A 19,497-nucleotide genomic window follows, 5' to 3' on the forward strand; every position below is an offset into this window, starting at 1 on the left:
CATAGTCCCAGATTTGAATTTTTTGAATTTCATGGGATGTACGGAAACCGTCAAAGAAGTTGATGAACGGTACACGAGTTTTAATAGCTGTCAAGTGAGCTACTGCAGACAAGTCCATTACTTCTTGTACGGAGGATTCAGCAAGCATAGCGCAGCCAGCTGCACGAGCAGCCATTACGTCTTGATGGTCACCGAAGATAGCCAAAGCGTGTGCAGCCAATGCACGAGCAGCTACTTGGAATACACCTGGAAGTAATTCGCCTGCTACTTTGTATAAGTTAGGAAGCATCAATAACAAACCTTGGGAAGATGTGAAAGTTGTTGTTAATGCACCAGCTTGTAAAGAACCGTGAGTTGCGGCAGCAGCACCTGCTTCAGATTGCATTTCTACAACTTGAACAGTGTTGCCGAAGATGTTTTTACGACCAGACGCAGCCCATTCGTCAATGTGTTCTGGCATTGGGGAAGATGGAGTGATTGGGTAAATCGCAGCAACTTCTGTAAAACCATAAGAAACGTGAGCAGCCGCTTGGTTGCCGTCCATAGTTTTAAATTTACGACTCATGTGATTATTGCCTCCTTAAGCATTTAGCAAAAATAGAACACTTGCTTAATCTATCATTATGTTTAGGAATAACAACCATTACAAACTTGCGCACATGAAAAAATAATGCAATAATATATATGTTATATATAATATGGCATTATGTGTGAACATACTTTTGTATTGGGCACAACCATAATTCCTAATATCATAACTTGATATAGCCCTATATGCACATTATAACGTGCTGGGCCCTATCAACGCAACACATACAGTGACTGTCGCTTTGCCAATATTGCTATCCATGCTTTACATAAAGTAATAGCTAATTGCGTTATAGTAATAACTATTCTCATTTAGCATAGGTCACTTCCCATAACCAGATTTTATTTTTAGGGGGTTAATTATGGATTTTCATCATTTGAAATACTTCGTTGAAGTAGCTGATCAAAAAAGCTTTAGTAAAGCTGCGCGGAATTTGCACATCTCCCAATCCGCTATCAGCCGTACTATTAAAGCTTTAGAAGACGAACTTGGTGTTGTTCTCTTCATGCGTAATGCTAAATCTGTAGAACTTACTGATGGGGGTACCATCTTCTTAACCCACGCAAAACGCGTAGTATTCATGTTTGAACATCTAAAAACTGATTTTGAAAACGAGTTTCGTTTGGAGCAAGGTTCCATTAGAATTGGTATTCCACCAATTACCGATGCACCTATCTTCGCTCAGCTTTTAGGGGAGTTCAAAAAAGTATATCCACAAATTGAATTAGAACTTTATGAACAAGGTTCTAAAAAAGTTGAGATTAGTGTTCAAGAAGGCTTGATTGATATTGGTATCATTTGTACGAAACCAAATCCAAAAGAATTTGAGTCATTCTACCTCACTAGTGATCCTCTTTCCGTTATCGTTCCAAAATCTAGCCCTCTTGCGAAAGAAAAAGAAATTCGTTTAGAAATGCTAGCTGATGAGTCTTTCGTATTGCACAAAGACGACTTTAATTTGCATGACGAAATCATCAAAGCTTGTAAACATACAGGTTTTCAACCTCATATCGTATTTGAAACAAGCCAACGTGATCTTATGTTGCAAACAGTTAGTGCAGACCTTGCCATCGCATTGTTACCATCTCGCCTCTGCCCTGAGGTAGGTGAAAATACAGAGGTTGGTTCCAAGGTTGTTGTACGTCCACTTGTACCAGAAATCATTCATACACTTTATGTTATTTGGAAAAAAGGTCATTACCTCTCCCATGCTTCTCGCTTGTGGTTAGACTTTGTAAATTCCAAATTACCATTACCTGGATTACAACTCGAGGATCGTCAATAATGAATAAACCATCTGGGCTCGCATCTAAATTGCGGGCCCTTTTGAAAGCTAAAGAAACACCCATGTGGGGCGTTATTATCGTGCTGGTAATTGTTATAATCTTCCAGCAAATACAAATTTCAGAACTACAATGGCGTGTCGATGAAGACCACGATGGTTCTTCCGTTGATAGTGTAGCTGGTCGCCTTTACATCCTAGAAGGGATGGCTAATAAACATAGCGACCAACTGGATAATATCTTTAAAGACATTCGCCAATTACAAAACGACGGTGCCAAGTACGACTGGGAACTGAAACAATTACAATGGTTACACCCAGAGCTTAAAGTGCGACCACCAGAAGCTAACCCTTCCCCGTTCAAATCCACAGATCTAAACCTCGATATGAACCCTGGGAAAGTACCGGATGTAAAAAAATAAATAAAAGCCAGATACAATACATACTAAAAAGTATTTACATTGTATCTGGCTTTTTATTATATCTGCCTTAATCCGTTTGAACTACAGTAATAGCTTTTATCTTTTTATCAAGAGGAATGTACTTATATAAACTGAAATTCTTATTATAGGATTTTTCCCATTCACTCACAACAGAGTAGTGCCTATGATGGAAATTACCTTTATCATCTATATAAAGAAAGAGATCTTTTTGAGCCATAACACCAAAGCCCATAGCATCCAAAGTGTACCCCTTATGAACACCATCATTTGTATTTAAATAATCTCGTAACTCTGCTTCACGAGATGTATCAACCCAGCCTAATTCCAATACTCTACTAACTAACGTATCTTCAGCAGCCTTATAAGCTTTATTTGCAGCTATAAGTCCCTTATCTGGAAAACCTTGAACATCCTCTTGATATCCAAAGGCTGTCACAACTATGAGTTTTCCCGTTCCATACTGATTCTCATAAGAAATAATCGGATCTGCTACTGTAATAGCTTTCTCTACAAAAGGATTCCATAATATTGAATCAATATAATGCTCTTGAGTTTTATACTCTACAATATATTTAGTCTCACCTACATCATTACCGGTCGGTTTTATTTTAACATTACCATCGTCATGAGTAAGAATATTAAAATCCACATAATATGCTGATACATAGTAATTGCCTAATATAGGCTTCAATTGACTCTGTAAGTTATCTATCGTCTTATGTTGTTCTAAATCACCAATATATTTAGCGCGTCCTAAATTCTTAACAGCTGTCTCCCATGAATCATAAGGACCTGAAACTTTAACAATGTCACGGTTGTACACTGCAATTTTCTCAAAAGCAGCTCTACCTTCACCCGTCGGATCATGTAATGATATCGCATTTACAGATACGCCTAGTGTAAAAGTTGTTAATACGGCCACTAAAAATAACTTTCTATACATATTGTCCTCTCTTAATTTTATCCTGTAGATTCTATTACTTTTATTATACATAAAACAACATCATTACTAAAGAAAAAGAGCTATACCTCATACATTCGCTACAATGTGAATGCATTAGAGATATAGCTCGTTTCAATTTGTAATTTTCATATGTTAATAACAATTGTCATAACTTGTAAATTACATAATTTATGAAGTTATACTTAGTCTTCTTTGTGTTCCATAGATTTAGGTAATGTCAAGATTAGTAGACCTGCTAGGAACATACAAGCCCCCATTACATAGTAACCGTAAGTAAAGCTACCAGTGTGACCATTGATGAATCCAAGCATGTATGGTCCTACCCAACCACCCATATTACCAGAGGAGTTAATAAGGCCCATCGCCCCTGCCGCAGCAGCGCCAGATAAGAAGGTTGTTGGCATGGTCCACCATACACCCATACCACCGTAAACACCTACAGCAGTTAAGCAGATAAAGAATAAGCTAATTTCTGGGGATGAACTATGTGGTGTTGCCAAGAAACCAATTGTACCAATGAACAATGTAGTAGCAACGTGCCAACGTTTTTCGTTGCGCTTTTCAGAGGAATAACCACAATATACTTGCACGAGTAATGCAGCAGACATCGGAATAGCAATAGACCATGCTACTACACTTGGCGGCCAACCAGATAAGCTTTTAAGAACTTGAGGCATCCAGAAGCTAAAGCCCCAGAAACCAATAACCCATAAGAAGTAAATTAACGCTAAACGTAATACTTTTGGATCTTTTAAAGCTTGCCATGTAGTATATTTCTTTACAGCTTGCTTTTGTTGTTCTTCTTTTTCAAGTTCAGCCTTGATATAGGCTTTTTCTGTATCAGTTACCCAAGATGCATGGTCTGGACGTTCTTTCATCCAGAACGCAAAAATGAAAGCAAAGATAACAGCTGGAATAGCTTCAACGATGAAGAGTGTACGCCACCCATGAAGACCAAAGAATGTTGTATCCAGTAAGATACCTGCCAATGGACCACCAATGATATTAGAGAACAATAAAGATGTTAACATCAAGGAGATTGCCTTTGCACGTTCCTTTGGCAAAAACCAATTTGGAATGAGTAACGAATAAATTACAGGATATAAAGAGGCTTCACATAGACCAAGAAGGAATCGATAAATATAAAACTCCAACTCTGTGGTCATCGTTGTCATAAGAATACATACTAGACCCCAACTAAACATAATACGTGCTACCCAATGCATAGCATTACAGCGAGCAGCGATTAGAGATGCAGGGACTTCAAATAAAACATAGCCTATAAAGAAGATACCGGCGCCCATACCAAATACCTCTGGTGTCAACCATGGTAAATTCTCCTTCATGGTCAAGCCAGCATAGGCAATATTTACACGGTCCAAAAAGGCAATAATAGAAACAATAAATAATGGCAAGACTACGTGTAGCATACGACGCTTCGTAAAGTCTTTAAAATCAATAACCCCACTTTGAGGCTCTGGTGTAGATGAGTTCATATAATTCCTTTCTACTACTTAAGATATTACATACCTTATTATCTTAAGTAAACAAAAGTCCTCTGTCAATGGAATTATATAGAATATAGAAATAACAAATAAGAATAGCAAAATCAAAATGATGACATATAAAAATAAAAAAGTATATTCATTAGGAATAACTGTATAAAATAAAAGCACTTTATAGTATAACGCTGTCTCTATTACAAGATAACAAAATACTATAAAGTGCTTTCATATTAATTAGTATTAACAGGGTCATAATCAGCAGGTACAGGAGCAACGATACTCACAAAGATAACATCTTCTGTTCCAGTATTTTTTGCGCCATGACATTCACCCTTTTTAGATACTATAACTTGTCCCTTTGTAAAAGGCACCTCTGTATCAGGCGTTGGATAAAATACCCCCTTACCTTGCAATATAACCCATATATCATCAGAGTTATGATGGTAATGCTTTGGTAAGGTTTGCCCAGGTTTAATAACCCATACTGAGCCACCTGTGGAATCAGTTTGATAAAATGGAGTCCTAACAGCTTTCTCCAAACTTTCAACTTTCACAAGTTCCATGTCAAAAATACGTTGATTACTCATAATGCTCACACCTTTCATCGATTAACAACTAACGAGTACCCGATGCATATTCTCCCATATTAATATCTATAACAGTTCGAACAGGTTGAATTAAGGAGTCCTCATACTGAACCGCCCATTTAATATCTGGATTCATATCTCCATTTTCTAAGCCTGCAATCGTTTGCCCGTCATCAATAGGATTATCGTGCTCAAAGATATAATACAATACACTATACGCATGATTTACAATTTCATCGGGGTTCATACCGTGAAAGTGATACTGCAAATCAGGGTAGAATAAGGTGTTCATACCTATCGTATCAACCATCATGTCATCTGTGCCTTGAATGCTAAAATATCGCACATTTACGGCATAATAAATAAAACGTGTTACAGCTTTATCAGGATGATTTTCAATGGTTTCTCGACTTAAGAACTTACGAGATGGACCAAAGACAACGGCCTTACAGGATGGATATAACTCTAACAACGCATCTACATATTTCACGAGCATATCAGCTCGTTCTTTAGGTTCTAAACCCGAAGCTAACATGTCTGTAGCAAATACTCTATATTGGCACTCATCTAGCAAGTCATCTACATTTGGACAATCCCAAACCTGACTACGTGTAAAATCATCTAGTACAGGTTTGTCGATTTTTTCACAATTCGTCACCATCAAGGTTGGTGAAATATCTGCATCGTTATCCTCGTAATGAACCTTATAATTCTGAGGTGCAAAACCAGCAGATTCAACGCCATAACTAAAGCAATCAACAGGACCTAAATGCTTTGTGAATACCTCTACCATTGTATCTCGATTAGGCATATCACACTGCTTTGGCATTAATAACTCAACGAAAAACAAACCGCCAGGGCGAACAGAGTTATCTGTTAGATCTTGTTTAAATACTTGAGTCATACACGCTCTCCTAAATTAAAACATAATGTAAAATATATCTTTCACTTTATAGTATATCAGATGTTTATAAGTACTACAATTACGTAACCACTGTTTCATAAATAATAAATAATCTATATTTCTACTACATGTTAGCGTAATATCGATATACTGTGGCATCACGATTATATAATCTAAAGATAATGACTCATACTCAAGTTCAAACGTCTTATTATTCTCCAAGGTTTGTAGAAATCGCGCATATAAATAATCAATACTTTCAGAATGATTACCAAGTTTGCAATTTCCCATATCAAATAGGTTACGATAGGAAGTGTCCCCTGGTAGCACAGACATCCAATCTAAAGCATATTCTGATACACCGAACACCGTTTTTTCAGGATTAGGTCCATCTAAATCATCCTGTAACCAAGCAGATATTATTTGGTACATATTTAGTGTTTCATATTCGCTTACATCACTATAAAACTCACTTAGCCCCTCTAGGTCAATCTCTAACTTAGCAATACAACGATACATAGAAACTACCTCCTAAAGATCTCCAATCTTCTTATAGTAAAAGTATAACTATATCTATGTACCATTTTTATCTCATTAAGTTTTGACCCTGTATCTAAAATTAACACTAAATCATTTATAACTACAAAAAGACCCTCTCCATAAGTCCGAGAACTATGGAGAGGGTCTTTATATTATCTAATCAGCATAGGATGATGAGCCGATGGCCTACCTGTTACGGTTTCCCTCGAACTCTCAGCACTACTTAATTATAGAGGTTTACGAACCACGTCAAGAATGGAGCCATCGCGGTATTCAACGATTGCGATGATGTCTTCGTCTTTATCAGATACAGGAATATCTTGTGGTTTACCTACTAAATCAAATGCTAATTGTTGTAATTCTTCAATTGTGAAGATAGGCAAGTTGCTATCTTTGAAGCGTTCAATTAAATCAGTACGAGCTGGATTGATTGCGATACCGTATTCAGTAACAAGTACGTCAACGGAGGAGCCTGGTGTAATTACAGTAGCTACTTTATCACGGATCATTGGTAAGCGACCACGAATCAATGGGCAAGTAATAACTGTGCATTTAGCACCTGCTGCTGTATCGGAGTGACCGCCGGAAGCGCCCATCAATACACCGTTGGAGTCAGTCATTACGTTTACGTTGAAATCAAGGTCGATTTCAGTAGCACCAAGGAATACTACGTCTAGGTAGTTTGTAGTGCAGTCAGTCCATGGGTTAGCGTACATGGAAGCAGACATTTCGATGTGTGCAGGGTTTTTATCCAAAGATGCTGCTGCAGTAGTATCGAATGTTTGAGTATCGTAAATGGCACGGATTAAGCCTTCTTCAAGCATACCAGTCAAGATACCAGTAGCACCACCGATAGCGAAGCCACCTACTTCACCGCGTTTGCGAAGTTTTTCAGCAATGAATTTCGCTACAGTCAATGGAGCACCACCAGCGCCCAATTGGAATACGAAGCCATCTTTAATGATGCCAGCTTGGTCAAGGAATTCACCAGCTAATTCAGCAATTTTAATTTGGATAGGGTTTTTAGTGAAACCTACCGCACCAGAAGCAATACCTTCTGGATCACCAATGCTTTCAACCTCAACAACATAATCTACGTCAGTTTGAGGGATTGCATAGTTGTGTACATAGTCAACTAAGTTATCAGTGATGATAACAGTTGTATCTGCATAATGGGAGTCAACTTTAGCATAACCAAGAGCACCACATGCGGATTTGCCCATACGACCAGTAGCATTACCACGTGGGTCAGCTGTAGGAGCGCCCATGAAAGCTACGTCGATATGAACTTCGCCAGATTCGATAGCACGTGCACGGCCACCGTGGGAACGAATCACTACAGGGCGTTTCAATACGCCTGGGTTTTGAGTCAAGAATTTACCAAGACGATCGCGCAAGCCAGATGTTTCAATAGCTGTTACAGTACCATCTTGGATCATTTCTACCAAGAATTCATGGCATGGGGACAAGGAAGAAGACGCAATTGTAATGTCTTTAATGCCTTTTGCTTGAACGCGTTCCATAACCATTTTCATTACATAGTCGCCATTGCGCAAGTGATGATGGAAGGACAATGTCATACCATCTTTTACGCCAGCTTTTTCGATAGCTTCATCAATAGAAGCAAGTACTTTATTAGTACCAACACGACTCATGTGTACAGGTTTACCTGCGCGATGAGCTTTAGGTTCAATAGCGAATTCACCTTGATATACTTCACGACCTTCTAGTGCTGGGATATTTGTTGGGATATCGCGACCTACTTTATTTAACATCGTATTCTGCTCCTTCCTCTAATTCAACTTTAATGCCTGCTGCACGCGCTTTATCAACAACGCGTTGTGCACGAACTACGATAGGACCATCGATCATTTTACCATCTACAGAGATTACGCCTTTATTGTTGCGCAATGCATCTGCATAGCTGTTCAATACCTTAACGGAATGAGCGATTTCTTTTTCGTCAGGAGTGAATACTTCGTGGATAATTTTAATTTGGCTTGGGTGGATACAAGATTTGCCATCGTAACCCAACGCTTTAATGAATTCAACTTCTTCGCGGAAACCTTGAGGGTCTTTCACGTCGGAGAATACAGTGTCAATTACGCGGATACCTGCTTCACGTGCGGCATGAAGAATTGTTTGACGAGCGAATAACAATTCTACAGCTGGTTTATGTTTACCTGTACGAAGGTCAGCACGATAGTCTTCAGCACCAAGAGCGATAGCTACTACGCGAGGACCGTGGCAAATTTCACGAACATTGTACAAGCCACGAACAGATTCGATAGCTACGATAATGTTGATTGTGCCTTCTGGCCAGCCATTAGCTTTTTCTACTTCTTCAATTTTCTTCGCTACGATTTCAACTTCAGATACATCTTCAGTTTTAGGTAAACGAATCATATCAGGTTTAGCTGGAACGATTACATCAAGGTCGTCATAGCCGTAAGGAGTTTGTGTAGGATGGTTGATACGAACAACTGTTTCTGCACGGAATTTACGAGATTTCAAAGCTTCTGCAGTTAAAAGACGAGCTGTATCTTTTTCTGTTACAGGAACGGAGTCTTCGATATCGATCATGATGGAGTCAGAACCGTGAATATCAGCACTGTTAATCATTTTAGGTGTATTACCAGGTACGAACATCATGGAACGAGACAAACGTTTTTTAGCAGCCTCTGTTAATGGATTTGTTTTAACTTCTGGGAATGTTTTATCGTTAGCCATTATGCTTTGCTCCCCCTTTCCAATGCGCCTAATACGCGAGCTTTAATTGTGTAATCCCAAGCATTTTTATCTTGTACGATTACTTTTACGCCGTCAAAACCAGCTTCTTTAACTGTGTTTAAAACAACGGATTTAATTTGGTCGCCGTATTGACGGATAACTTTGGATGTTAATTCAATTTCGATACCGCTAGCAATCGGTTCAACCGTTACTAATGCATCATTTTTTTCGTCGAAGCCAGCTTGTGCAGCTTTTACTAATTGTGCCATGTTGCATCCTTTCACTAAAAAATATATCAAATGGCAAAGACCAGACGTGTCGCGAATGTCTGGTCCGTGCCGTTAAAACCATGTTGATTATAAAATTATATGGTGATTAAATCATACCGATGAAAGTCCACCAAGGGATACCTACTACAAAGAGTAGAATCCAACTCAATACTGCTAAGATTGCACCAGCAGTCCACCAATCTTTCAAGTTATTGTAACCTGCAGAGTAGATGATTGGACCAGGAGATGCACCGTAGTGAGTTACAAGACCACCAAATGCATTTGTTGCAAGCAATACTAAACCAAACATAACAGGGTTAACACCAGCGGCCATACCTACAGTCAAGAATACTGGTAGCATAGATGCAATATAGGCAGTACTGGAAGCGAATAAGTAACGAATGACAACACTAATAGCAGAAAGAATTAATACAACTACGAGTGGAGACACATCAAGTGCCAAGTTTGCTTGCATATATGCTGCAAGCCAAGCGAAGAATTTAGCTTTTGTTAAAGCAGTGGATAAACCAAGGATAGCACCGAACCAGATGAATGTATTCCAAACAGCTTTTGTTTGAACCATGTCATCCCAAGTGATGATACCAGCAAAGAACACAACAGTCATAGCAACTAATGCTACTGCTGTTGGGCTCAAATCAAAACCGATGGAAGGCAATGCCCAACCGATAAGAGCAAGAATAAATACAACTGCCAAGATTTTTTCAGACATTTTCATAGGTCCTAATTTAGCAAGACCGTCAGCAGCCAATTTCTTATTGTCAATTTTTACTGCTTCAGGACGGTCGATCCAGTAACCTACAAGTGGAACGAAAATCAACATTACAAGACCAGGAAGAGCTAAAGCCAAAGCCCATTGAGCCCAAGTCATGTTTAGACCAGTGATTTTAGTAACAAAGTCCAAAGCCAACACGTTAGGAGCCATAGCTGTTAAGAACATGAAGGATGTAATTTTTGTTACGAAATAGCCATTCATCAAGATGAAGGAACCACCGCGTTTTGCTGTATCACCAGGATAAGAACCGATGGATTCAGCGATGGATAGATTGATTGGATATACAATACCAGCCGCACGTGCTGTGTTAGAAGGTGTCGCTGGAGATAATACTAAATCAAGAAGTGCTGTTACATAGCCAAGACGTAATACAGTAGAACCAAATGCATTAATCAAATGGTACGCAACGCGGTGACCAAGACCAGTTTTACCAAAGGCAACACTCAAGGAGAACGCAGCGATGATCATCCACAATGCCGTGGAGCCATAACCTACCAAGATATCTTTTGCATTGTCTAAGAATAATGCAGAAGCAGATAATACAGCTAATAAAATAATTTGAATTGGGTATGGTTTTAAAATCAAACCTACGATACCTGCAATGTAGAAGCCTAAGAGGCGCCACGCTTCCGCAGAGAGCCCTTCTGGTGGAGTTGTAAACCAGAGGATAATTGGAATTAGCACGATAAGTGCTAGTTTTAAGAATTTTTCCATGTTTATTCCTTTCTTAAAAACATAGGCATGTATATCATCCTAACACTCCCCTAAAGATTCGTGATACGCGACTATCATCTATTGAACTCTAGGAGTCTTTGTCTACACTCATTATATATGCTTAAAAGAATTATGAATAATAGATTACCTTTATAGGGGTTATAAAAACTTTTATATCTACCAATCATACTTTTTATGCATTTTGAGCATAGATTTACAGCCCCAAATGAAAAAAATGCATGTATACGTCCCCAAAGGGGGTATACATGCACTTACATGGTACTGCCTTGCTCTTTCGAGACACTTTCATTATGAGCTATTATATCGAAAAAGTCCAATACTGAAATAGCATGGATAAACAGTGATACAATCTCATAGATTCTCTTTATCTCAAGGATTCTTATGCTTTATATTCTCTAAAAATACTATCATCTACAACAGTGTGTTCTTTGTAGTAATTACGGACATACTCGATAAAGGTCTTTACTACTACTAGATTTTCCGCATCCTTTGTGTACACCATGTTCGTATCGCGACTGATGTACTCACCATCTTTACTACGCAATGGACTCACATAGATATCTCTATCCTTACAAGATCCAAGCCCCATATAAGTTAAGATAGACCAGCCAAGACCGGCGCGCACAAAGTGACGGCACGTACTCATAGAATTTACATCCATCGCAACACTCGGTGGTTCTTCAAAATGCTCAGCACACCACGTTTCAATAATATTTGCTACAGATGCATCTGTTTGGTATTTAATGAATGGTACCTTCTCTAACGACTCAGGTGGTACTAATTCTTTATAAACCAAACAATACGGTTCCTCCAATAGTAATTCAGATTTACCAGATACTTCATAGCCACCACGAGCAAAGGCAACCATACAGTCACCAGAATTAAACATTTTTACTACTTGATGGCTGAAAGCAGTTTTAACTTGAATATGCACATCAGGGTATTGTTCCCGGAAGGATTTCAATAAGGCTGGTAATTCATAGTCTGCAAAATTGATGGATGATGCGATTTTTAAGGTCCCTTGAATCTTACCAGAAGCGGAATTCATAGCATTTTCTAAGGCCTCTTGATCCTGCATCATTCTTTTACAGTAGTCATAAAAAATTTCGCCTTGTGCTGTAAGAGCAATCCCTTCAGCAGTTCGCAACAACAGAGAATGGCCCAAGGCTTTTTCCATATGGCGCAACCGATAACTCAACGCCGGTTGTGATAAAAATAATTTTTCTGCAGCCCTTGTAATATTCCCTTCATCCACAACGGTTACAAAGGTTTGCCATTCTCTATTATCCATACAATCTCCTTTTATCGCTTATTACCAAAGATGCGCAATAAGGATAAGAATAAGTTAATGAAATCTAAGTATAGGCTCAAAGCACCTGTGATTTCAATGCGGTCTAAAATGGTTTCATCCTCCAAGAGCGCCACTTGTGTCACATTGTTTTTAATGCGGTTCACATCGATAGCTGTAAAGATGGAGAATACTACAACCCCTACATAACCTAGAACTAAGCTAACAGTGTCACTAAAGCCACTAAGTACAGCCCAGTTAAAATAACGAGCCCCTATCATCACAAAAGATACGATGATCATACCAAGTAAGGCAGCCATTACATATGGGGTTAGGGATGACAAATTACGTTTCGTAGTAGCCCCTACGATAGCAAAGCCGATGAAGAACGCTAACGTGCCGATTAACGCGGGAATAACTACTTCAAATACATTATATCTCAAGGATATAAGTGTCAATGTAAGACCATTCAATGCACTGTAGAGGAAGAACATGCCTTTTAAAGTCATAACATTGGCAGTATACGCACGAGCACTAAATAGGAATACTACGCCTAGTTCAACTAATAGAATAATATTAAAGTTTTCGTATGCAAAGCGTAGCCAGTTTGGATTTGCCAACGCAGCCACTCCAACACCGATAGTCGTAAGTAAACCTACAACCATCCACAAGAAGGATCCCTTCAAACGTTGGGATACAATACTTTCAACCTGAGCAACTTGAGAATTACTAGGTCCTGTTACATTATATGGATTCATACTATCCCTCCTTATTTAATTATCACTCAATAAAGATTATCGAGCATTTGCAATGCCAGCAAACACCTTGCCACGTTCGCCATCGATAGTTACTTCTTGACCTTCAAGGAGTACGTCATGAGCGTTTTTAGCACCTAAGATTACAGGAATACCATAGGTAATGCCAGCAATAGCACTATCGGATGTATAACCATCCTCTACAGCAATAATACCGCCTGCTCTTTTTGCAACAGACATCAATTCAGGTTCCATTGTACCTACAACGAGGATATCGCCGTCTTTGAAGCTTTCATAATTGCCCTTATGATTAGCAGCAATGAATACAGTGCCTGTAACGGATTTACGCAAAATACCATTACCAGATAAGAGTACTTGGCCTGCAATATGAACGCGAATCATATTTGTAGTACCTGTCGCACCAGATGGTACGCCAGCCGTTACCACAACTAAGTCACCAGACTCAATGGCACCTGTACCAAGAGCACCTGTAATCGCTTGTTTAACCATTTCATCAGAGTTAACGATTTCATGACCTTTAATAGCCTCTACGCCCCAGCATAATTGCATGCGGCGAATTGTTTCTTCATGCGGTGTTACAGCAATAATTTTGCAAGCCGGACGATGCCGAGCAGTGCTAATTGCAGTATGACCAGATTCAGTACATGTCAAAATAGCAGCTGCCCCAAGGTTTTGAGCGATGCGCACGCTTGCTAAACATACAGCACTGGTAGTCGTCATATCCACATCTTGACGAGTACGACTTTTACTATCGTAAATAGCAGCTTGTTCTGTTACCTCAGCAATGCGTGTCATAGTCGTAACCGCCTCTACTGGATAAGCACCATTTGCTGTTTCACCAGACAACATGATCGCATCCGTACCATCTAAGATGGCATTGGCTACGTCACTTGCTTCCGCCCGTGTAGGACGTGGATTATGAATCATGGACTCTAGCATTTGGGTTGCCGTAATAACTGGTTTACCCAAGTCATTACATTTTTCGATCATCATCTTTTGAAGTACTGGAACCTCTTCGGCAGGGATTTCTACACCGAGGTCACCGCGAGCAACCATGAGGCCATCTGCTACTTCTAAGATTTCATCAATATTTTTAACGCCTTCAGCATTTTCAATTTTTGCGATAATCTTGATATCTTTTTTCTCAGACTCAAGAATGCGACGAATGGCTACAATGTCCTTACCGCGTTGCATGAAGGATGCCGCCACAAAGTCTACCCCTTGTTGACAGCCAAAGCGTAAATCTGCTTCGTCCTGTTCAGATACAGGAGGCAAGCTAAGCGCTACACCTGGTACAGCCACGCGTTTACGGTTACCAATTTCACCACTGTTTTGAACAGTAGTAATGATGTTATTTCCTTCGATGGCATCGATGTTAAGTGTTACAAGGCCATCAGCCAAGAGGATTTTATCCCCAACGGACACGTCGCCTACAAGACCTTTGTGGTTCACGGAGCTAAGCTCTTTTGTACCTTCCACATCATCGGTAGTCAATGTAAACTTTTGACCTGCTTCAAGGAATACCTTGCCCTCTTTAAATAGACCGAGACGAACCTCAGGACCTTTTGTATCGAGCAATAATGCGATTGGTTTATTAACAATCATCGCCGCATCGCGCACCATTTGCATGCGCTCTGCTTGCTCTTCATGAGATCCGTGGGAGAAATTAAAACGAGCCACGTTCATGCCCGCTCGCATCATATCTTCTAAAATACCAAATTTATCCGTTCCCGGACCTACAGTACATACGATTTTTGTACGTTTCATCTTTCCTCCTATGAAAGCAATTTCTATATTGAATCTTTCATTTCTTATTATAGTAATGCTGGTGAAAGCTATTAATTATTGCACCTCTACGGAGCCATCACCTAATATAGCTTCAATAGCCTTGATAGATTCATCACTAGGATCAAAGCACATATTCGGTGGCAAGTTAATGCGCTTCCGTTGACGGTGTAAGTATAGTGATGTTGGCACAGAGCCTACGGTGTTCGTTAACAGCCGTTTTAAGGCTTCACTATTTTCTGGCGTGTCATATTGGCTATAAATATGAATAGCCACATTCTTAGCCTGACTATAGTTTACCTTTAATGGCATAATGCGGTCTGCAATAATTTGCACACCCTTTTCATCCGCATCAACGCGGCCTTTTACCTTAACAATCATATCAACAGCAAGGAACTGTTGACTTTGACTAAAGACCTTAGGGAACGCCACAACATTGGCTGCACCAGAAAAATCTTCGATACGGAGAATGGACATAACCTCATTTCGTCTCGTCATGCGGTCCGTCTTATTTTCAATCAAGCCGCCAAATGTTATGGTTTGACCATCATATTGCTCTGGATTTTCTACAAGAGCCCCTAGTTCAAATAAGCCCTCTAACTCCTTCGCATAACCTTGCAATGGATGGCCTGTAATGTAAAAGCCGGTATACTCCTTTTCATCCTTTAATTTATCGTCTTCCGATAAATCCTCCACATTCGGTACAGGGATGAAGTCAACGGACTCTTCCATCTCTCCAAAAAGACTCATGGTGCCCATAGCGGCATCCTTTTGCTCTTTAGCACCAACGGCTTGAGCACTTTCATACATGTGCAATAATTGGTTTCGGTTTTCCTTGAAACCATCCATAGCACCACATCGAATGAGACTTTCAAGAAGTCGTTTATTAACAACCTTGTTGTCTACTCGCTTGCAGAAATCTACGATATCCGTATAGAGGCCGTGCTCATTGCGCTCACGAATCAAGCGATCAATGGCATTATCCCCTACGTTCTTGATGCCCCCAAGACCGAAGCGAATGGCATCACCTTGTACGGCAAAGCTGCGTTCAGAATAGTTAATATCTGGCCCAAGTACCTTAACATTGTGCTTCTTGCAAGAGTTAATGTAATATGTTAACTTTTGCATGTTTTGCATAAAGCTAGTCATGGTAGCAGCCATGAACTCAGGGAAATAGTGGGCCTTCAAATACGCCGTTTGGTATGCGATGTACGCATAAGCCGCACTATGTGATTTATTAAAGCCATAGCCAGCAAAGTATACGAGTAAGTCGAATACTTCGTTTGCGATGGACTCTTCTATACCATTATTTATGGAACCTTGAATAAAAGACTCGCGCTGCGCCTTTAGAACAGATTCCTTTTTCTTACCCATGGCGCGGCGCATCAAGTCCGCTTGACCAAGGGAGAACCCGCCCATGGCGGATGCAATCTGCATAACCTGTTCTTGGTACAAGATTACCCCAAAGGTATCTTTCAAAATCGGTTCCAAGATAGGATGTAAATAGGTAACCTCTTTTTTACCGTGACGACGGTCGATAAAGTCCGCCACCATACCTGAGCCTAGTGGGCCTGGACGGTACAAGGCTACCAATGGAATTAAGTCTTCAAAATGTTCAGGCTTAAGGTCCATAACGAGCTTGGTGATACCTTCCGATTCGAGCTGGAATACACCAGAGGTGTCGCCTTTTGTGAGGATATCACAAGCCGCCTTATCATCGAGTGGTATTGCATCTAAATCGAGGTCAATACTGCGGTTCGCCTTGATGAGCTTTAAGGCATCCCCCATAACTGTCAAGGTACGAAGACCCAAAAAGTCCATCTTTAAGAGACCTAATTCCTCGATGTTATCCTTGTCGTACTGTGTTACAAAGCCTTCATCGTTAGCATTTTGTACCGGTACGTGGTCATCGAGAGGGTCCGCAGAAATTACGACGCCCGCCGCATGAGTGGACGAATTGCGCGCTATGCCTTCTAGCTTTTTACCAAAATCGAATAACTCTTTAACATTTGGATCAGCTTCGTATAAAGCTTTTAACTCTTTGCCTTGCAAAGCCTTATCTAAGGTAATCCCTAGTTCGTTGGGAATCATCTTAGCAATGCGGTTCACTTCCGCCAGTGGTAAGTCTAGCACACGACCTACGTCTCGAATTACGGCACGCGCTGCCTCAGTACCAAAGGTAATAATCTGAGATACGCGCTCCTGTCCGTATTTTCGCGTTACATATTCGATAGCTTTACCACGCTTTTCATAGCAGAAGTCAATATCGATATCGGGCATGCTTACCCGCTCTGGATTTAAGAACCGTTCAAAGAGCAAATCGTATTTTAATGGATCAAGGCCTGTAATGCCAAGTAGATAGGCTACTACAGAACCGGCCGCCGAACCACGACCAGGGCCTACTAAAATATCATGTTCACGGGCATAGCGTACATAGTCCCATACGATGAGGAAATAGTCCTCAAAGCCCATCGTACCGATAACGTCTAACTCGTAATCGAGACGTTTTTGCAATTCTTCAGACGTTTCACCATAAAGGCGTGAGATTTCTCGTTCACAAACCTTACGTAAATAGGTCTTAGACGTTTCCCCTTCTGGCACATCAAAGTGTGGCAAGTGATGTTCGTCGAAATTGAATTCTACGTTACAGCGGTCTGCAATTTTTAAGGTATTTTCAATGGCCCCAGGGATATGTGAGAAGAGCTGCGCCATCTCATCCCCAGATTTTAGATAGAACTCATCATTAGGGAACTTTAAGCGGTCTACCTCAGCACGACGACGGCCTGTAGAAATACATACCTTTATATCTTGCGCGTCTGCATCCTCTTTTAAGACATAGTGGAAGTCATTAGACGCTACGATGCCAAGGCCGTATTCCTTGCTGAGCTTAATGAGCTCCTCTTGGGCCTTTGCCTCCTCTGGGAGGCCATGATTTTGGATTTCTAAGAAGAAATTATCTTTCCCGTAGGTCTCGATATACCACTCAATAGAGCGTCTAGCGGCGTCCATATTATCTTGCAAAATATACTGAGGAATTTCCCCTTGAATGCAGGCACTGAGGGCGATTATGCCCTTGCTGTACTGACGCAATAAATCGCGATCTGCACGGGGACGATATAACATACCTTCCGTCGATGCTTTAGACACGATTTTTACGAGATTACGATACCCTTCCATTGTCTCCGCCAACAAGATAAGATGTTTTAGTCTTTCACGGCTGCGACCTTCGGGGCGATCAAATCGGCTGTTTTCCGTTACATATACTTCACAACCGATAATAGGCTTAACACCTTGGGCCACACATTCTTTGTAGAAATAAATGGCTGCGTACATATTGCCGTGATCCGTAATGGCAAGAGCTGGCTGATTTAACTCCTTCGCACGACGTACCATGTCAGGCAAACGACTGATACCGTCTAGCAAACTAAACTCTGTATGACTATGTAAATGTACAAATGGCTGCATGGTACACCTCCTTTAAGGGCGATGAGCAAAATACACGTTCAATGACTTCTTACGAGCCTTCCAATCTGGCAAAAACTGTGCCACTAGATTGTGAAAGTTCTTGGAATGGTCTAAATATTTAAAATGAGCAAACTCATGAATCATAACGTACTCAATATACGCCTGTGGTCCCTCTAATAGGCGCGTGTTCATCTTGATGAGCTGCTTTGCTGGCGTACAAGAACCCCAACGACTCTTCATACTCTGCTGTTTTATAGTTGGCATAGGTACATCAATACCTTGCTTGTGAAAGCGCTGATACACAACCTTTGCCCAATGGACAAAGACCTTCTCCCCTAAATTACGCCAATAACTTTGCATTAATTTATGCTTTGCTTCATAAGTCGTACCACGAGGTACCACCATGGTAAGGATGGCTTTTCCGTCAAAGCCGATGTGAGGCTTTCCATCCTGCTCAACTAGACGCAACGTAACAGGAATACCGAGGATTGATAAGCTTTCACCATTTACATACTGCAACGCATCGACGCGCTTGGCATTCAATGCATCAATCTTGTAACGAGCCCGCTCAATGAAGGGCATATTCTCGATGACAAACTTGTCCACCCTATAATCCGGCACATAGGCATTCGCCGACACATGGATCACACCATCCTTTGTAATGCGCATGTTCATGTTCTTCACACGCTTGATGGTTAACTCATATTCAATTCTGTCGCCATTATAGGTAATAGACCTAGTTGTTGAAGTATTCATACCTTTTATTTTATCATAAAACACTCATAAAATCGTAAAAATCTGGTGATTTTGATAGAATTACTTAGATTTTAAGTAATAATGAT

At 40.3% G+C, this 19,497-nt stretch carries 16 protein-coding genes and 1 pseudogene; 2 read left to right on the top strand and 15 right to left on the bottom strand.

Annotated features, from left to right (window positions below):
- Positions 1–565: pseudogene (locus tag QZR70_RS02735) on the bottom strand (pyruvate:ferredoxin (flavodoxin) oxidoreductase); the annotation flags it as partial.
- A gap of 385 nt (positions 566–950) precedes the next feature.
- Between QZR70_RS02735 and QZR70_RS02740 the strand changes: the two are divergent.
- Complete coding sequence (locus QZR70_RS02740) at positions 951–1,874, top strand: LysR family transcriptional regulator (protein WP_105089649.1); 924 nt, start codon at positions 951–953, stop codon at positions 1,872–1,874.
- Positions 1,874–2,293, top strand: coding sequence for a hypothetical protein (locus QZR70_RS02745; RefSeq protein ID WP_295792951.1), 420 nt, complete (start codon positions 1,874–1,876; stop codon positions 2,291–2,293). The genes QZR70_RS02740 and QZR70_RS02745 overlap by 1 nt, the downstream gene beginning before the upstream one ends.
- Before the next feature lie 67 nt (positions 2,294–2,360).
- On the opposite strand, the gene QZR70_RS02750 is transcribed toward QZR70_RS02745, so the two are convergent.
- From QZR70_RS02750 to QZR70_RS02815, 14 genes are all read right to left on the bottom strand, one after another.
- Positions 2,361–3,257, bottom strand: coding sequence for a hypothetical protein (locus tag QZR70_RS02750; RefSeq protein ID WP_295792953.1), 897 nt, complete (start codon positions 3,255–3,257; stop codon positions 2,361–2,363).
- 203 nt (positions 3,258–3,460) lie between these two features.
- Entirely contained in the window at positions 3,461–4,774 is a 1,314-nt protein-coding gene (locus QZR70_RS02755) for an MFS transporter (protein ID WP_257847370.1), read from the bottom strand.
- A gap of 239 nt (positions 4,775–5,013) precedes the next feature.
- Positions 5,014–5,370 (bottom strand): cupin domain-containing protein, encoded by a 357-nt coding sequence (locus QZR70_RS02760; protein ID WP_295792959.1) that lies wholly within the window; start codon positions 5,368–5,370, stop codon positions 5,014–5,016.
- Between the two features lie 28 nt (positions 5,371–5,398).
- Positions 5,399–6,274 carry a DUF4261 domain-containing protein gene (locus QZR70_RS02765; protein ID WP_105084877.1) on the bottom strand — a complete coding sequence of 292 codons (876 nt, stop codon included), beginning with the start codon at positions 6,272–6,274 and terminating at the stop codon, positions 5,399–5,401.
- Between the two features lie 15 nt (positions 6,275–6,289).
- Complete coding sequence (locus QZR70_RS02770) at positions 6,290–6,793, bottom strand: hypothetical protein (RefSeq protein WP_105084878.1); 504 nt, start codon at positions 6,791–6,793, stop codon at positions 6,290–6,292.
- Between the two features lie 248 nt (positions 6,794–7,041).
- Positions 7,042–8,589 carry a citrate lyase subunit alpha gene (gene citF, locus QZR70_RS02775; RefSeq protein WP_105084879.1) on the bottom strand — a complete coding sequence of 516 codons (1,548 nt, stop codon included), beginning with the start codon at positions 8,587–8,589 and terminating at the stop codon, positions 7,042–7,044.
- Positions 8,579–9,544: a CoA ester lyase gene (locus tag QZR70_RS02780; RefSeq protein ID WP_038117792.1), complete on the bottom strand. Its 966-nt coding sequence runs from the start codon at positions 9,542–9,544 to the stop codon at positions 8,579–8,581. Before QZR70_RS02780 ends, citF begins: the two co-directional genes overlap by 11 nt.
- Positions 9,544–9,813 (bottom strand): citrate lyase acyl carrier protein, encoded by a 270-nt coding sequence (citD, locus tag QZR70_RS02785; RefSeq protein ID WP_009351290.1) that lies wholly within the window; start codon positions 9,811–9,813, stop codon positions 9,544–9,546. The genes QZR70_RS02780 and citD overlap by 1 nt, the downstream gene beginning before the upstream one ends.
- A gap of 106 nt (positions 9,814–9,919) precedes the next feature.
- Positions 9,920–11,320 (bottom strand): DASS family sodium-coupled anion symporter, encoded by a 1,401-nt coding sequence (locus tag QZR70_RS02790; protein ID WP_295792966.1) that lies wholly within the window; start codon positions 11,318–11,320, stop codon positions 9,920–9,922.
- A gap of 400 nt (positions 11,321–11,720) precedes the next feature.
- Entirely contained in the window at positions 11,721–12,632 is a 912-nt protein-coding gene (locus QZR70_RS02795) for a LysR family transcriptional regulator (RefSeq protein WP_295792968.1), read from the bottom strand.
- A gap of 11 nt (positions 12,633–12,643) precedes the next feature.
- Complete coding sequence (locus QZR70_RS02800) at positions 12,644–13,387, bottom strand: Bax inhibitor-1/YccA family protein (protein WP_295792970.1); 744 nt, start codon at positions 13,385–13,387, stop codon at positions 12,644–12,646.
- 36 nt (positions 13,388–13,423) lie between these two features.
- The gene (pyk, locus tag QZR70_RS02805; protein ID WP_295792973.1) at positions 13,424–15,172 is read right to left on the bottom strand and encodes a pyruvate kinase; all 1,749 of its coding nucleotides are present in this window, start codon (positions 15,170–15,172) and stop codon (positions 13,424–13,426) included.
- A 75-nt stretch (positions 15,173–15,247) separates the two neighbouring features.
- Complete coding sequence (locus tag QZR70_RS02810; protein WP_295792974.1) at positions 15,248–18,655, bottom strand: DNA polymerase III subunit alpha; 3,408 nt, start codon at positions 18,653–18,655, stop codon at positions 15,248–15,250.
- Between the two features lie 12 nt (positions 18,656–18,667).
- Positions 18,668–19,435 (bottom strand): SprT family zinc-dependent metalloprotease, encoded by a 768-nt coding sequence (locus tag QZR70_RS02815; RefSeq protein ID WP_363661698.1) that lies wholly within the window; start codon positions 19,433–19,435, stop codon positions 18,668–18,670.
- Between the last annotated feature and the right edge of the window lie 62 nt (positions 19,436–19,497).

It is taken from the genome of uncultured Veillonella sp., assembly GCF_900545205.1.
Lineage (GTDB): Bacteria > Bacillota > Negativicutes > Veillonellales > Veillonellaceae > Veillonella.

Excerpts from the sequence above, each read along its gene's own strand:
- QZR70_RS02740 (WP_105089649.1), top strand. The coding sequence starts at position 951 with ATGGATTTTCATCATTTGAAATACTTCGTTGAAGTAGCTGATCAAAAA.
- QZR70_RS02745 (WP_295792951.1), top strand. The coding sequence starts at position 1,874 with ATGAATAAACCATCTGGGCTCGCATCTAAATTGCGGGCCCTTTTGAAA.
- QZR70_RS02750 (WP_295792953.1), bottom strand. The coding sequence starts at position 3,257 with ATGTATAGAAAGTTATTTTTAGTGGCCGTATTAACAACTTTTACACTA.
- QZR70_RS02755 (WP_257847370.1), bottom strand. The coding sequence starts at position 4,774 with ATGAACTCATCTACACCAGAGCCTCAAAGTGGGGTTATTGATTTTAAA.
- QZR70_RS02760 (WP_295792959.1), bottom strand. The coding sequence starts at position 5,370 with ATGAGTAATCAACGTATTTTTGACATGGAACTTGTGAAAGTTGAAAGT.
- QZR70_RS02765 (WP_105084877.1), bottom strand. The coding sequence starts at position 6,274 with ATGACTCAAGTATTTAAACAAGATCTAACAGATAACTCTGTTCGCCCT.
- QZR70_RS02770 (WP_105084878.1), bottom strand. The coding sequence starts at position 6,793 with ATGTATCGTTGTATTGCTAAGTTAGAGATTGACCTAGAGGGGCTAAGT.
- citF (WP_105084879.1), bottom strand. The coding sequence starts at position 8,589 with ATGTTAAATAAAGTAGGTCGCGATATCCCAACAAATATCCCAGCACTA.
- QZR70_RS02780 (WP_038117792.1), bottom strand. The coding sequence starts at position 9,544 with ATGGCTAACGATAAAACATTCCCAGAAGTTAAAACAAATCCATTAACA.
- citD (WP_009351290.1), bottom strand. The coding sequence starts at position 9,813 with ATGGCACAATTAGTAAAAGCTGCACAAGCTGGCTTCGACGAAAAAAAT.
- QZR70_RS02790 (WP_295792966.1), bottom strand. The coding sequence starts at position 11,320 with ATGGAAAAATTCTTAAAACTAGCACTTATCGTGCTAATTCCAATTATC.
- QZR70_RS02795 (WP_295792968.1), bottom strand. The coding sequence starts at position 12,632 with ATGGATAATAGAGAATGGCAAACCTTTGTAACCGTTGTGGATGAAGGG.
- QZR70_RS02800 (WP_295792970.1), bottom strand. The coding sequence starts at position 13,387 with ATGAATCCATATAATGTAACAGGACCTAGTAATTCTCAAGTTGCTCAG.
- pyk (WP_295792973.1), bottom strand. The coding sequence starts at position 15,172 with ATGAAACGTACAAAAATCGTATGTACTGTAGGTCCGGGAACGGATAAA.
- QZR70_RS02810 (WP_295792974.1), bottom strand. The coding sequence starts at position 18,655 with ATGCAGCCATTTGTACATTTACATAGTCATACAGAGTTTAGTTTGCTA.